The organism is Micromonospora sp. DT233, assembly GCF_049841815.1.
Classification (GTDB): Bacteria; Actinomycetota; Actinomycetes; order Mycobacteriales; family Micromonosporaceae; genus Micromonospora.
Genome location: NZ_JBNCLB010000013.1, coordinates 126,472 through 139,715 on the forward strand (window position 1 = coordinate 126,472; position 13,244 = coordinate 139,715).

Consider the following 13,244-nt stretch of genomic DNA (forward strand, 5'->3'; position numbering starts at 1 on the left):
GGGGGGGGCGTGCGGCGGGGGGGGCTGGCACCCCGGGGGGGGGGGGGGGGGGGGGTCGACCCGGACCGGGCCGACCCGCCACCGCCGCTGCGCCTGGTGTCACCGCAGCCGTACGCCGCGCAGGCCGCCGAGCGCCGGGCCGCCTGACCGTCCGTGGACGGCCGGCGACCCGGCGACTGACACTCAGTCGTTGTCGTTGTCGTTGTCGTCCTTGTCGTCGTCGGCGTCGTCCTTGTCGTCGGCGTCGTCGTCATCCTTGTCGTCGTCGCCGTCGACCGGCTCCTGCTCGGCGTGGACCACCGTGCCGTCGGCCCGGTCGACGTCGACCTCGTGCTCGGTCTGCCCGTTGACGATCTCGACGCTCCACACCTGGCGGCCGTTCTCGTCCTCGGCCTCGACCTCGACGACCGTGCCGCCACCGGCGCGGGCCAGCGCGATCTCGCCCGCCCGCCGCTCGTCGACGGCCCCGGCGCCGGCCGGGGCGCTGCCGGAAGGCGACGCGCCGCCCGACGTGGGCGCACCCGCCGGCGCCGACGTGGCCGGCGTGGGGGTGCCGCCCGGGGTGCCGGTCGCGGTCGGGGCGGCGGTGGCGGTGGCGGCGGCCAACGCGACCTGGCCGACCCGGTCGTTCGACGCCGTGGCGCCGAGGGCTGCCCCGGCCACCACCAGCACCGCCGCGCCACCCACGGACGCCATGATCAGAGAATTGCGCTTCATCGTGGTGCACCTTTCCTCGGTTGCTGAGATCGAGGATCCGCCCCCGGGCGATAGCGGCGCGCTGCACCAAGGCTAAGAGCGGGTTAAGGTCGCCGCGCTAGGAACGGGTCGAGGTCGTCGGCGGTCCCAGCCGGAGCCGGACCTCCGCCCCGCCGCCGGGGGCGACCCCGAGTTCCAGCCGGCCCCCGCCGGCCTCCGCCGCCCGGCGCGCGATGTCCAGGCCCAGCCCCGTCGACCCGGCCGGGCTGGCCCCCCGGCCGAGGGTGGCCGGCGGCATGCCGGGGCCGGTGTCGGCCACGGCGAGGACCACCTGGCCGGCATCGCGGGCGAGGCGGACGGTGAACGCGGTGCCGTCCGGGGTGTGCGCGAAGACGTTGCCGAGCAGCGCGTCCAGCGCCGCCGCCAGCTCGTCGGCGGGCACCCCGACCGGCAACGGACCGGCCTCCAGCTCGCAGCGCAGCTCCCGCCCGGTGTCCTCGGCCAGCACCGACCAGAACGCCACCCGGTCGGCGACCACCGCCGCCGCGTCGGTGTCGGCGACGGCCGCCGAGCGGTCCCGGCGGGCCTGGCGGATCAGGCCGGTCACCGCGCGCTCCAGCCCGTCCACCGCCGTGGCGATCCGCGCCGCGTCCTGCGGCTCGCGCAGCGACTCCGCCTCCAGCCGCAGCGCCGTCAGCGGGGTGCGCAGCCGGTGTGACAGGTCGGCCACCTGCTCGCGTTCCTGGGCCAGCAGGACCTGGATGCGGGCCGCCAGGTGATTGAGCGCGCCGGCGACCTCCCGCAGCTCCGCCGGGCCGGCCGGCGTCACCCGGGCGTCGAGCTCGGCGTTGGCCAGCCGGTGCGACACCGTCGACAGCTCGGCGATCGGCCGCAGCAGGGCGCGGGCCAGCCGGTCGGCCACCAGCAGCCCGACCAGCACCAGCAGCAGCCCGAGCAGGGCCAGCACCGACCAGGCCCGACCCACCCCGGCGGTCAGCTCGGTGCGGGGGACCACCGTGCGGATGACCCCCGTGCCGTCGGCCCGTCCCTGCACCGCGATGACCACCTCGCGGCCCCGTTCCGAGGCCACGGTGAGGCTGCGCCCCCGTTCTGCCAGGGCCACCGCCGGGGTACGCGGGACGGGCGTGCCGAGCACCGTGTCGCCGGGCAGGAAGACGCTCACCGGCCGGCCCGACTCGGCGGCGAGCTGCTCGGCGGTCAGCCGGATCGTGGAGTCGTCGGCCGTGCCCACCACCGGCACCAGGCTCTGCGCGTCGGCGGTGGCCCGGACGGTGGCCCGGTCCTCGGCCACGTCGCGCACCAGCAGCGCCAGCGGCACGAGGAAGGCCACCAGGGTCAGTACGCTGACCGCGGCGGCCAGCAGCGCCAGCCGCGCCCTCACCGGTCGTCCTCCGGGGCCGCCAACCGCACGCCGACCCCCCGCACGGTGTGCAGGTAGCGGGGCTGTTGGGCGTTCTCGCCGAGCTTGCGGCGCAGCCACGACAGGTGCACGTCGACGGTCTTGTCCGCGCCCCCGTACGGGATCTGCCAGACCTCGGTGAGCAGCTCCCGCTTGGTGACCACCTCACCGGGGCGGGCGGCGAGGTGGTGCAGCAGGTCGAACTCGCGCGGGGTCAGCTCGACCGGCTCGCCCTCGAGGCTCACCCGCCGGGCGCGCGGGTCGATGCGCAGCCCGCCCACGACCAGCGTCGGGTCCTGCGTCGCCGGGGTCGACCCGCGCCGGAGCACGGCGCGGACCCGCGCGTCGAGCTGGGCGGCGGTGAACGGCTTGACCAGGTAGTCGTCGGCCCCGGCGTCGAGGACCCGGACGATCTCGGCCTCGTCGTCGCGGGCGGTGGCCACGATCACCGGCACCGCGCTGACCGCCCGCAGCATCCGCAGCAGTTCCCGGCCGTCCAGGTCGGGCAGGCCCAGGTCCAGCACGACCAGGTCCGGCCGGTCGTCGAGGGCGTCGCGCAGGCCCGCCATCGCGGTGGACGCGGCGGCGACGGCATGCCCCCGGTCGCGCAGCGCCCGCGCCAGCGGGGCCCGGATGGTCAGGTCGTCCTCGATGAGCAGCAGGCGGGGCACATGATGCAGGTTAGCCGCCCGCACCGCGCCCAAGCGCCGCTTAACCATCCCTTAGGGTCGCCCGGCGCTGCCGGCAACCTCGGATCGGGGATAGTCGGGGGATGCGCCGTCGTCGTCTGCTGGCCTTCGCCGGGTGGTTGGCCACCGCCGCGCTCGCCACCCTGGTCGGGGTGGCGGCGATCCGGCTGGTCGGGGAGAGCATCACCGGCACCCCGGGCGGGGTGCACAGCGAGGCCGACGTCGAACGGGCGCTGGCCTCGCCGCCGGCGGCTCCGGCAACGCCGGCCGCGACGTCGACCCCCGGCCCCCACGGGTCGTCGGTGCCGGGCGGTGCGCCGCCCGGGACGCCGGGCGGGGCCGCGCGGGTCTTCGTCAGCGTCGGCGGCAGCGCGGTGGCCGAGTGCGCCCCGGGCGGGGTGCGGCTGGTCTCCTGGGCACCCGCGCAGGGCTACCGGGTCGGCGACACCGACCGGGGCCCCGACGACGACGTGGAGGTCACCTTCGTCGGGCCGGACGGCGAGCACGAGCTGAAGCTGCGCTGCGTGGCCGGGCAGCCGGTGGCCGCCACCGACGACTGAGCCGCCCCGGCGGACGGGTCCGCCGCCCGACGCGCGGTGGCCCACGGTTCGCAAGCCCCTCAGCTCGGGGTGGCCTGGCCCAGCCGCCAGTAGCCCATGAACGCGACCGCCCGCCGATCCATCCCCCGCTCGGCGACCAGGTGGCGGCGCAGCGCGCGGATGACGCCCGCCTCGCCGGCCAGCCACGCGTACACCGGGGTGGGCAGCGCGGCCGGGACCTCCCAGAGGATCTCCCGGTCGACGTCGACGTCGGTGATCGGTTCCCGCACCGCCGGGCCGGTGCCCAGCAGCCGGGCCGCGGCCTCGGCGACGGCGGGCAGCAGGCGGCTGCCGTGCCGGCCGCCCCGGCGGGGCAGCCAGGCGACGTCGACGCCGGGCGGGGCGGGTACGGCCAGCGCGTCGGCCGGCTCCGGCACCTCCAGCAGCGCCTGACCACGGGCGTCGAGCGGGAGCCGTTCCAGGATGGCGCAGATCGCGGGCACGGCCGTCTCGTCGCCGGCCAGCAGCAGTCGGCCGGCGTCGCGGGGGCGGAACTCGGCGCCGCCGTGCTCGCCGGGGTAGGCGGCGTCGGGGCCGAGGAGCGCGGCCTCGTCGCCGGGGCGGACCCGCCGGGCCCACTGACTGGCCGGGCCGCCGTCGCCGTGCAGCACGAGGTCGACGTCCACCTCGGCCAGGTGCGGCCGGACCGCCCGCACGGTGTACGTGCGTAGCGGGCAGCGGCGATCCTCGGGCAGGGCCCGCCACTGGGCGTACCAGTCGGGGCCGCCGGGGAGGTGGACCACGTTCTGGCCGGGCAGCGGCAGCGCCAGCTTGATCCGCTGGTCGTAGCCGTTGTCGGCGAACCGGTCGAGGTCCGGGCCGGTGAAGGTGATCCGCAGGAACGAGGGGCTGAGCCGGCGCGCGGCGCGGACCTCGACGGCGAAGACCCGCCACGGCGCGGGCGGCAGGGTCTGGGTGGCCCCGCCGCGGAGGGTCTGCTCCTGCGGCTTCAGGACGCGATCAGTCGACACGCGGTTAGGCTAGCCTAACCTCATCGCCTGTCAAGGCCCGGGGTGAATTCCTCAGCCGAGGGCGACGGCGCGGTCCAGGAAGAGCAGTTGGGCGCGCTTCTCCGGCAGGTCGATCTGCGGACCGGGCACGAAGCCCGCCCGGACGAGTCGGGCGATCGCCCGGTCGTTGCGCGCGTCCGGCTCGGCGACGATGCGCAGCCGGCCCGGATCGGTGAGCACGAAGGCGAGGAAGGCGTCGAGCAGGGTGGCGGTGAAGCCCGGCTCCCGGCCACCGTCCGGCGGCGCGATCATCAGGTGGATGCCGAAGTCGCCCGGCCGCACCTCGTAGCACTCCCCCACCGGGTCGGCAGCCGGCTCGTACGTCTGGAAGAGCGCCACCGGCCGGCCGTCGCGGCGGATCAGGTAGGCGTGGTGGGTCTCGAGCGAGTCCAGGTACTCGTAGATCTCCAGCACCCGATCGCGGCCGGCGTCACGCATCCCCCAGAACCGCGACCGCTCCCGGGTGACCCAGTCGTAGATCACGTCGATGTCCTCGGCCGGTCGCACCGGCCGGATCTCCACCTCGCCGAAGCCGTCGACGTGACGCGAGTAGGAGGTCGGCGCAGTCGTCATGTCTCTCCTCGATGGGGCCGCCCGCCGTCGCCGTGCAGGGTGATGTCGCCGCCGGTGAGCAGGGGCCCGCGTCAGCCTAGACCCTCGCCGCCCGCGCCCGGGACACCCGGCGCGGGGCCGCGCCCCCTTTCGTTCCGGCGGCCGGGTCGCGACAGCACCGCCACCCTCCCCGCCACCCCGGCGGACCCGGACCGCGCTCCCCGCGCACCAGGTAAACCCTTTCCCGCTGCTGACTGCGCCTTGACAGGCGCTCTTGTCAACGCCAACATCAGGAAGAAACATAGACGTAATTAAATCATTGGGGTGCCGGGCGGCGGGCGGCCCGCACCGGCCGAGGCGTCGGCGGCCGTCACCCCCCGCAGGACCCACCGCGTGCGCGCCACCCGTCTTCGACAAGGAGCCCCGATGCCCGCCACCACCCGCAGGAGCAGACCCCGGCGCCTCGGCGCGCTGGCCACCGCGGCCCTCACCCTGGTCGGCCTCGCCGTGACCGTCGGCCCCCGGGCCGCCGTCGCGGCCACGGTCGACACCGGCGCCGCGTACGTCTTCGTCAACCGCAACAGCGGCAAGGCGATGGACCTCTACGACTGGTCCACCGCCGACGGCGCCCCGGTCAAGCAGTTCACCCGCAACGACCTCGCCGTGCAGCAGTGGCGCTTCGTCGACGCCGGCGGCGGCTATTACCAAATTCGCTCCGCGCACAGCGGCAAGGTGCTGGAGCTGCCGAACGCCAACGACGGCACCCCGCTGGTGCAGAACCCGGCGGTCAGCGGCAACACCCGGCAGCACTTCGGGCTCGCCGACTCCGCCGACGGGTACGTCCGGTTCGTCAACCGCCACTCCGGCAAGGCCCTGGACGTGTGGGAGAGGTCCACCGCCGACGGCGCGACGATCTCCCAGTACCAGGACCTGGGCGGCACCAACCAGCAGTGGCAGCTGGTCAGGCTCGGCTCCTCGGCCGACTGCGGCGCCGGGGCGTACCAGGCCGAGGCCGTGCTCAGCGGCAGCACCTGGACGGCCCGCAACGGCGGTGCCACCGTGCACACCGGCACCGACATGCGCGCCGCCGTCCAGGCGGCCGTGAACAGCCTCACCGCCGGCCGTACCAGCAAGCAGCGGGTCGTCGTGCGCGGCTCCGGGACGGTCAGCGCCGGCTCCCGGATCTCGCTGCCCAGCTACACCGCCATCGACGTCTGCGGCACGATCAACGTGACCGGCTCGGGCAGCGGCGACCAGGCCCCGATCTACTCCCGGGGCACCACCCAGGTCGAGGTGCAGCACCTCTGGGTCACCGGGGCCCCGCTGTACGGGATCTTCCTGCGCAACGTCACCGACGTCGTCCTCGGCCAGATCGACATGCGGCTCTCCGGCGGCCTGGGGGTGCGCATCGACAACCGGGGCGACACCAGCCAGTGGAGCCGCAACGTGCGCATCGACAACGTCTACGTCTCCGGTGCCGGCTCGCACGCCGTGGAGACGTACGGGGTGGACGGGCTGACCGTCGGCACCGTCACCGCCCGCGGTGTCGGCGAGTCGGGGCTGCTGCTCAACCAGACCATCAACGCCACCGTCACCACGGTCGACGCCGAGAATGCCGGGGCCGGCACCGGGTACGCGGCGTTCCGGATGGCCAACCGCAACGGCCGGATCGGCTCCGGCTACCCGACCAACATCCGGGTCGGCACGGTGCGGGCGCGCGGCGGCGGCCGGGGGATCTTCTGCGTCTCCGAGTCCGGCGGCGCCGTCGTGGAGCGGGTCGACATCGCCAACACCGGCAACAATGCCGTGCTGATCGAGAACTGCTACGGCGTCGACATCGCGCCCGGTGGCGGCACGATCAGCGGCGGTGGGGAGGTGCGGCTGGCCGAGCGCACCGAGTTCCCCGGCAACCGCGACCTGACCCTGCGCAACTTCACCCTGGTCAACAACCGGATCGTGGAGAACCCCTGCGCGGAGAACCTGACCATCAGCAACGTCAGGCTGACCAACTCGACGATCGTGCGGTGCTGACCCCGCCGATCCTGCGCTGCTGATCCCGCCCGGGCCGTCGACCAGCACGGCGGTCCGGGCGGCTCAGCCGGCCCGCTGGGCCCGGCGCAGCAGCCACGCGGCCAGCAACCCGCCGGCGAGCACGGCCCCGGCCCCCACCGTCTGGCCGGTCTCCGAGGCGACGCGGAAGGCGTCGACGACCTGCCCCCGCTCGGCCTCGCCACCGGCGGCGGCCAACGCTGCGGGGAACGAGCCCGCGCCGGCCAGCGCGGCGGGCAGCAGCCCGGCGAAGCGGGCGTTGAGCACCGCGCCCAGCACGGCGACGCCGAGGCTGCTGCCGACCTCCGTCATGGTGCCGTCGACGCCCGCGCCCGCCCCGGCCTTCTCCGGCGGGATCGCGCTCATCACCGCCTCCACGATCGCCGGGTTCGCCAGGGCGCAGCCGGCGCCCATCACCAGCAGGCCGGCCAGCAGCACGCCGTAGCCGCCCGATGGGCCGTGGGTGACCAGCAGCAGGCCGCCGGAGAGCAGGGACATGCCCACGGCGATGGCGCCGGCGGTGCCGAGGCGGTAGATCGTCCGGGCGGCGATCCCGGAGAGGTTGAGCGCCACGATGGAGAGCGCGAAGGGCGCCATCCGCAGCCCCGCCTCCCAGGCCGGATAGCCGCGCACGAACTGCAGGTGCTGGGTCAGCAGGAACAGCGCGCCCGTGGCGCCGAAGGTGATCAGGACGACGCCGCAGACCGCCCCGACGAAGCGGCGGTTGCGGAACAGCTCCAGGTCCAGCATCGGGTGGGCCACCCGCCGCTGGCACCACACGAACGCGGCGAGCAGCAGCGCGCCGCCGGCCGCCGCCCCGCCGACCGGGGCGGAGCCCCAGCCCCGCTCGGGGCCGGCGATGATCGCGTACACCACGGCGGTGAGGCCGGCGGTGGAGAGCGCGACGCCGGCGAGGTCGAGGCGTCCGCCCGCCGGGTGGCGCGACTCCGGCACCAGGGCCCCGGCGGCGGCCAGGCAGGCCAGCACGATCGGGACGTTGAGCAGGAAGATCGCCTCCCACGGGAAGTGGGCCAGGATCAGCCCGCCCACGGGCGGCCCGGCGGCGAAGCCGAGGGCGCTGGCCGCCGCCCAGATGCCGATGGCCCGGGACCGTTCGACCACCTCGAAGACCTGCATGGCCACGGCGAGGGTGGCGGTGACGAGCAGGGCGCCGCCGATGCCCATGCCGGCGCGGGCGGCGATGAGCTGCCCGGTGGACGACGCCAGCGCGGCGGCCAGCGAGCCCGCTCCGAACAGGACCAGGCCGACCAGGAGCAGGCGGCGCCGGCCGTACCGGTCGACGGCGCTGCCGGCGGTGAGCAGCAGTCCGGTCTGGACCAGGGCGTACGCGTTGATGATCCACTGCACCTCGGCGGTGCTGGCGCCCAGCTCGGCGGTGAGCACGGGCACCGCCACGGTCAGCACGGTGTTGTCGAGCACCACGGCGACCTGGGCCAGGCAGAGCACGGCGAGGATCAGCCACCGGGTGGGCAGCGGACGGGCCGAGACGGGCGACGACGGGTGGGCGGCGGTGTCGGACAGGCTCATGACGGTCCTCGGCGGCGGCGGGTGGGCGGCGGTCGGCGTCCCCGGTCCGCTTCGCGCAGCCCGTTCCGCTTTGCGCAGCCCCACAGTAAGGTCTCCCTAAGTTAGGGGAGGGTAGCCTGAATTGAAGCTGTCGGGGGAGCCAGAATTGCGACCTCCCGGGTCGGCCGGGATCCGCCGGGACGCCTGGGGCGTGCCACACCTGTGGGCCGACACCGTGGACGACCTGGCCCGGCTCCAGGGCCGGGCCGCGGCGATCGACCGGGCCTGGCAGGTGGAGACGGAACGGTGGCGCTCCGAGGGCCGGCTGGCCGAGCACGTCGGCCCCGCCGAGGTGGGCTGGGACCGGTTCGCCCGCCGGGCGCGCCTCGACGACACCGCCCGGCGCTGCTACGCCGGCCTCGACCCCGCCACCCGGCGCTGGGTCGCCGCGTACGCCCAGGGGGTCAACGACGGGCTCGCCGAGGGTGCCGCCGGGGCGCCGGAGTTCGCGGCGACCGGCTGCCGGCCCGGCCGGTGGCGGCCCTGGTCACCGCTGGGGGTCTTCCTGGTGCAGCACGTGCTCTTCGGCACCTTCCCCACCAAGCTGTGGCGGGCGCACGTGGCCGCCACCTGCGGGCCGGCGGCGGTCGACCTCTTCGCCACCGAGCCGCCCGCCGGCTCGGGCAGCAACGCCTGGGCCGTGCCCGCCGACCCGGCCACCGGCCGGGGCCCGGTCATCGCCGGTGACCCGCACCGGGTGCTCGAACTGCCCGGCATCTATCACCAGGTGCGCCTGGCCTGCCCCGAGTTCGACGTGGTCGGGTTCGCCTTCCCCGGCGTGCCGGGCCTGCCGCACTTCGGCCACGCCGGCGAGGTGGCCTGGGCGGTCACCAACGCGATGGCCGACTACCAGGACCTCTACCGCGAGCGGCTGCGCCACGACGGCGACCGGGTCCTGGTCCGCGAGGCCGACGGCTGGTTCCCGGCCCACCGCCACCTCGAGAGCATCGAGGTACGCGGCGGCGACCCGGTGCCGGTCGAGGTGATCGAGACCCCCCGGGGCCCCGTGGTCGACCACGACGAAGGCACCGGCGAGGCGCTCAGCCTGCGCACCCCCACCCGGGTGGAGCTGCGCCTCGGCTTCGACGCGCTGCTGCCGCTGCTGCGCTCGCGCAGCGTCGACGACGTCGCCACGGCGCTTCGCCGCTGGGTCGAGCCGGTCAACAGCGTGCTCGTCGCCGACCGGACCGGCGCGGTCACCCAGCTCGTCGCCGGCCTGGTCCCGGTGCGCGACCAGCGGTGCCGGCGCGAGCCGGTGCCCGGCTGGGAGCCGCGCTACCGCTGGACCGACGGGTACGCCCCGATGCCCCGCGCCGAGGTGAGCGGCCCGGCGGTCTGCGCCAACGACCGTCGCCCCGACACCGCCGCGCTCGGCGTCGACTTCGCCCCGCCGCACCGCGCCCGCCGCATCCGGGCCCTGCTGGCCGACGGGGCCGAGCCGGCCGTCGTGCACACCGACGACCGGCTCGACGCCACCGTGCTGCGCGCCGCGCTCGGCCGGCTCGACCCGGCCGGTCTCAGCGCCGAGGCGCTGGCCCTGCGCGAACGGCTGGCCGCCTGGGACGGGCGGATGCGCGCCGACAGCGTCGACGCCGGCGCGTTCGCCGCCTGGCGGGCGGCGCTGGCCCGCCGGCTGCACGACGACCCGCTGCTGCGCCCGCTGCGGGCCCCGAGCGCGTACGACGCGCTCTTCGCGCCGTGGACCGATCCGCTGGCCCGCATCGGGCACGCCCTGGACGCGGTGGTGGCGGGGCTGGATGCCCTCGGCGGCGACGTCGACGCGGCGGCGGCCGGCGCGCTGGAGGAGGTGGCGCACGGCGACCCGCCCGGCCCCTGGGGGCGGCGACACGTGCTGCATCCGGTGCACCTGGCGGCGGCCCCGCAGGTCACCGCCGCCGCGGCGGCGATGCGGGCCCGGGTGGCGCTCTCCGGCGACAGCGACTGCGTGCTGGCCACCAGCAGCGTCCCCGGGGTCTCCGACGCCTGCTGGCGAGGCCCGGTCGCCCGCTACGTGTGGGACCTGACCGACCGGGCGGCGAGCCGTTGGGTGGTGCCCTTCGGCGCGTCCGGCCGCCCCGGCGATGCGCACTTCGACGACCAGCTGCCCCGGTGGGCCGGCGGCGAGCTGATCCCGGTGGTCACCGACTGGCGGCAGCTCACCCGGTCGGAAAGTTTCATCGGCGCAAGGCAGGCCGAAGGGTATCGACATCGACGCGCGTGACGGTATACCGTCCCGGTCATCATCGCGTTCGATCGACGGGGATCCCGTCCGTCACCGAGGAGTTCCGTGGCCACCTCGCCCTCCCCCGCCCTGCGGCGGCGTCGCCTGCTCGGGCTGCCCGCCCTGCTGGCGGCCGCCTTCGCCGTCACCGCCGCCGCCAAGCCCGCCCCGGCCCGCGCCGCCGCCGCGCGGCCCGAGTGCCTGGCCGACCTGATCGAGGCCTCCTGATGGCCACCGTCACCTGGCTCGCCGACGTGCTGCGGGCCGCCGGCGTACAGGTCGTGGAGGAGGGCGACTGGCGCAACCGGATGCGCCCGGGGGACTTCGCCCCGATCGGGGTGCTGTGGCACCACACCGCGTCCACCTCCAGCGCCAGCAACCCGCACCCGGCGCTGGGCATCTGCATCAACGGCCGCAGCGACCTCGCCGGCCCGCTGTGTCAGGCCCTGGTCGACTACCACGGCGTGTTCCACCTGATCTCCGCCGGCCGGGCCAACCACGCCGGCGCCAGCCGGGGCAGCGGCCCGATCCCGGCCGGCGACGGCAACGCCCTGATGATCGGCTGGGAGATCGACTACAACGGCGTCAACCAGGAGATGACCACCGCGCAGTACAACGCCAGCGTCGCCGCCACCGCCGCCGTGCTCAAGCGCCTGGGCCGCGACGCCAGCCACGCCCGGGGCCACCGGGAGACCAGCACCAGCGGGAAGATCGACCCGTCGTTCATCGACCTGGACGTGATGCGCGCCGACGTCGCCGCCAAGATGGGCGGCGGCACCGCGTGGAGCACCATCGTGGACAACTCCACCGCCGGGCGGTTCACCGCCAGCGCCGCGTGGGGCGTCTCGACCTACTCCGGGCAGCGTTACGGCGCGGACTACCGCTACGCCGACCCGGTGCTGGCCAGCGACGTCGCCTGGTACAAGGTCAACATCCCGGCGGCCGGGACCTACCGGGTCGACGCCTGGTGGCCGGCGACCTCCGGCTACAACAACGCCACTCCGTACATCGTGGCCACCACCAGCGGCAACAAGACGGTCACCGTCGACCAACGCGCCACCGGCGGGCAGTGGCGTTCCCTCGGCACGTTCGCCCTGCCGGCCGGGGACGCCAACCGGGTCGGGGTCAGCCGGTGGACCACCGGCACCGGCCTGGTCGTCGCCGACGCGATCCGGATCACCCGGGTCTGAGGCCGTCGCGGAGGGCGCGCCGCCCCGGGCGGGCGGCGCGCCTCAGCCCCGTTCCAGCCAGGTCCGCAGCGCCCACCACCACCGCATCGTCTGCGGCACCGACCATTGGCCGCCCGGCTCCGCGAGGGTCGGCGGCAGCCCGGCGACCTCCTGCAACCGGCGCAGCCGGTAGCGGACGGTGTTGGGGTGCAGGTGCAGGGCCGCCGCCGTCCGGTCCAGCCGCTGCCCGTGGTCCAGATAGGTCAGCGCGGTGGAGGCGAGCTGCCGGTGGAACTCGTCGGCCGGGTCGAGGTGGCCGAGCAGTTCCCCGCTGACCAGCTCGGCCAGCTCCGGCTGGGCGGCCAGCGCGGTCTCCCCGGCCAGGTCGACCACCGGGTGCAGCCCGCGTAGCCCGGCCTGGGCGGCGACGCGCAGGGTGGCCACGCAGAGCCGGTGCAGGGCCGGCACCTCGGCCAGGGGCCGGGCCGGCGCGGCCACCACGAGCACCGCTGGGTCGAGCGAATCGGCCGGCAGCCGTGGGGAGAGGCCGGCGAGCCGGTCATCGACCGTGCCGAAGACTCCCCCGCCGTCGCGGAGCTGCCGCTCCACCGTGGGGATCTGGGCCGGGTCGGTCAGGTCGGTCACCACACAGTGGTACCGCCCGTCGGGACGCAGCCCGAACCCGGCCGGGTCGTCCGGCCGGCCGTCGGCCGGCTCGTCGAGCAGCAGCCGCCGCAGCAGCCGATCGCGGGCGTCCCGCCGGCTGCGGGCCAGTTCCCGCTCCGCCGCGTGGTAGCCGTCGACGAGCGCCCGTTCCAGGGCGCTCGCGTACCGGCCGAGCTCCAGCAGGGCCTCCAGGAGGGCGGTGTCGCCGATCCCGGCCGCCCTGCCCCGGTCCAACGCGATCTCCACCATCCGCTGCCGACCCGCCTGCACGCCGCTCAACACGCCCGCGACGGAGACGCCCTGCGCTGCCCGGTCGGCGCCGAGACGCCGTGCCTCCGCGAAGTCCCGTTCGCTCGGCTCCGCCAGCCGTTGGAAGGACGCCACCCCGGCGGTCAACAGGGCCGCCACGTGCCGCCGATTCTCCGCCGGCGGCAGCCGCGCCACCTCCGGGGAGCGCGCTCGGGCCGCCTCGACCATCTCCTCCACGACGCGCCGGTCCGCCGCCAGGTCGCTCAGCAGCGCGCCGAGGGACTCGGCCCGATCCAGTGACGCCATCGGCCCGCTCCCTTCGCGGCCACTGTGGCCC

The 13,244-nt window shown here is 75.9% G+C and carries 12 protein-coding genes; 5 read left to right on the top strand and 7 right to left on the bottom strand.

Features of this window, described 5'->3' with window-relative positions:
- Window positions 1–183: 183 nt before the first annotated feature.
- The 3 genes from ACLQ2V_RS22935 to ACLQ2V_RS22945 all read right to left on the bottom strand — a co-directional run bounded on the left by ACLQ2V_RS22935 (window position 184) and on the right by ACLQ2V_RS22945 (window position 2,787).
- Window positions 184–717, bottom strand: coding sequence for a PepSY domain-containing protein (locus ACLQ2V_RS22935; RefSeq protein WP_425720616.1), 534 nt, complete (start codon window positions 715–717; stop codon window positions 184–186).
- 97 nt (window positions 718–814) lie between these two features.
- Window positions 815–2,098, bottom strand: coding sequence for an ATP-binding protein (locus tag ACLQ2V_RS22940; RefSeq protein WP_425720617.1), 1,284 nt, complete (start codon window positions 2,096–2,098; stop codon window positions 815–817).
- Window positions 2,095–2,787 (bottom strand): response regulator transcription factor, encoded by a 693-nt coding sequence (locus ACLQ2V_RS22945; RefSeq protein ID WP_425720618.1) that lies wholly within the window; start codon window positions 2,785–2,787, stop codon window positions 2,095–2,097. The genes ACLQ2V_RS22940 and ACLQ2V_RS22945 overlap by 4 nt, the downstream gene beginning before the upstream one ends.
- Before the next feature lie 101 nt (window positions 2,788–2,888).
- Between ACLQ2V_RS22945 and ACLQ2V_RS22950 the strand changes: the two genes are divergently transcribed.
- Entirely contained in the window at window positions 2,889–3,365 is a 477-nt protein-coding gene (locus tag ACLQ2V_RS22950) for a septum formation initiator (RefSeq protein ID WP_425720619.1), read from the top strand.
- Between the two features lie 59 nt (window positions 3,366–3,424).
- Here ACLQ2V_RS22950 and ACLQ2V_RS22955 read toward each other — a convergent pair whose 3' ends face one another.
- Complete coding sequence (locus tag ACLQ2V_RS22955) at window positions 3,425–4,375, bottom strand: siderophore-interacting protein (RefSeq protein WP_425720620.1); 951 nt, start codon at window positions 4,373–4,375, stop codon at window positions 3,425–3,427.
- 51 nt (window positions 4,376–4,426) lie between these two features.
- A complete protein-coding gene (locus ACLQ2V_RS22960; RefSeq protein ID WP_425720621.1) occupies window positions 4,427–4,987 on the bottom strand; it encodes a GNAT family N-acetyltransferase in 561 nt (186 codons plus the stop codon).
- A 405-nt stretch (window positions 4,988–5,392) separates the two neighbouring features.
- Between ACLQ2V_RS22960 and ACLQ2V_RS22965 the strand changes: the two genes are divergently transcribed.
- Window positions 5,393–6,997: an RICIN domain-containing protein gene (locus ACLQ2V_RS22965; RefSeq protein ID WP_425720622.1), complete on the top strand. Its 1,605-nt coding sequence runs from the start codon at window positions 5,393–5,395 to the stop codon at window positions 6,995–6,997.
- 63 nt (window positions 6,998–7,060) lie between these two features.
- Here the strand turns inward: ACLQ2V_RS22965 and ACLQ2V_RS22970 are convergent, their stop codons facing one another.
- Window positions 7,061–8,563 (bottom strand): MFS transporter, encoded by a 1,503-nt coding sequence (locus tag ACLQ2V_RS22970; RefSeq protein ID WP_425720623.1) that lies wholly within the window; start codon window positions 8,561–8,563, stop codon window positions 7,061–7,063.
- 145 nt (window positions 8,564–8,708) lie between these two features.
- Between ACLQ2V_RS22970 and ACLQ2V_RS22975 the strand changes: the two genes are divergently transcribed.
- The 3 genes from ACLQ2V_RS22975 (at window position 8,709) to ACLQ2V_RS22985 (ending at window position 12,013) form a co-directional block, all read left to right on the top strand.
- Entirely contained in the window at window positions 8,709–10,823 is a 2,115-nt protein-coding gene (locus ACLQ2V_RS22975) for a penicillin acylase family protein (protein ID WP_425720624.1), read from the top strand.
- Between the two features lie 66 nt (window positions 10,824–10,889).
- Complete coding sequence (locus ACLQ2V_RS22980) at window positions 10,890–11,051, top strand: hypothetical protein (protein WP_425720625.1); 162 nt, start codon at window positions 10,890–10,892, stop codon at window positions 11,049–11,051.
- Window positions 11,051–12,013, top strand: coding sequence for an N-acetylmuramoyl-L-alanine amidase (locus tag ACLQ2V_RS22985; RefSeq protein ID WP_425720626.1), 963 nt, complete (start codon window positions 11,051–11,053; stop codon window positions 12,011–12,013). Before ACLQ2V_RS22980 ends, ACLQ2V_RS22985 begins: the two co-directional genes overlap by 1 nt.
- A 42-nt stretch (window positions 12,014–12,055) precedes the next feature.
- Here ACLQ2V_RS22985 and ACLQ2V_RS22990 read toward each other — a convergent pair whose 3' ends face one another.
- The gene (locus tag ACLQ2V_RS22990; RefSeq protein WP_425720627.1) at window positions 12,056–13,213 is read right to left on the bottom strand and encodes a PucR family transcriptional regulator; all 1,158 of its coding nucleotides are present in this window, start codon (window positions 13,211–13,213) and stop codon (window positions 12,056–12,058) included.
- Window positions 13,214–13,244: the final 31 nt, after the last annotated feature.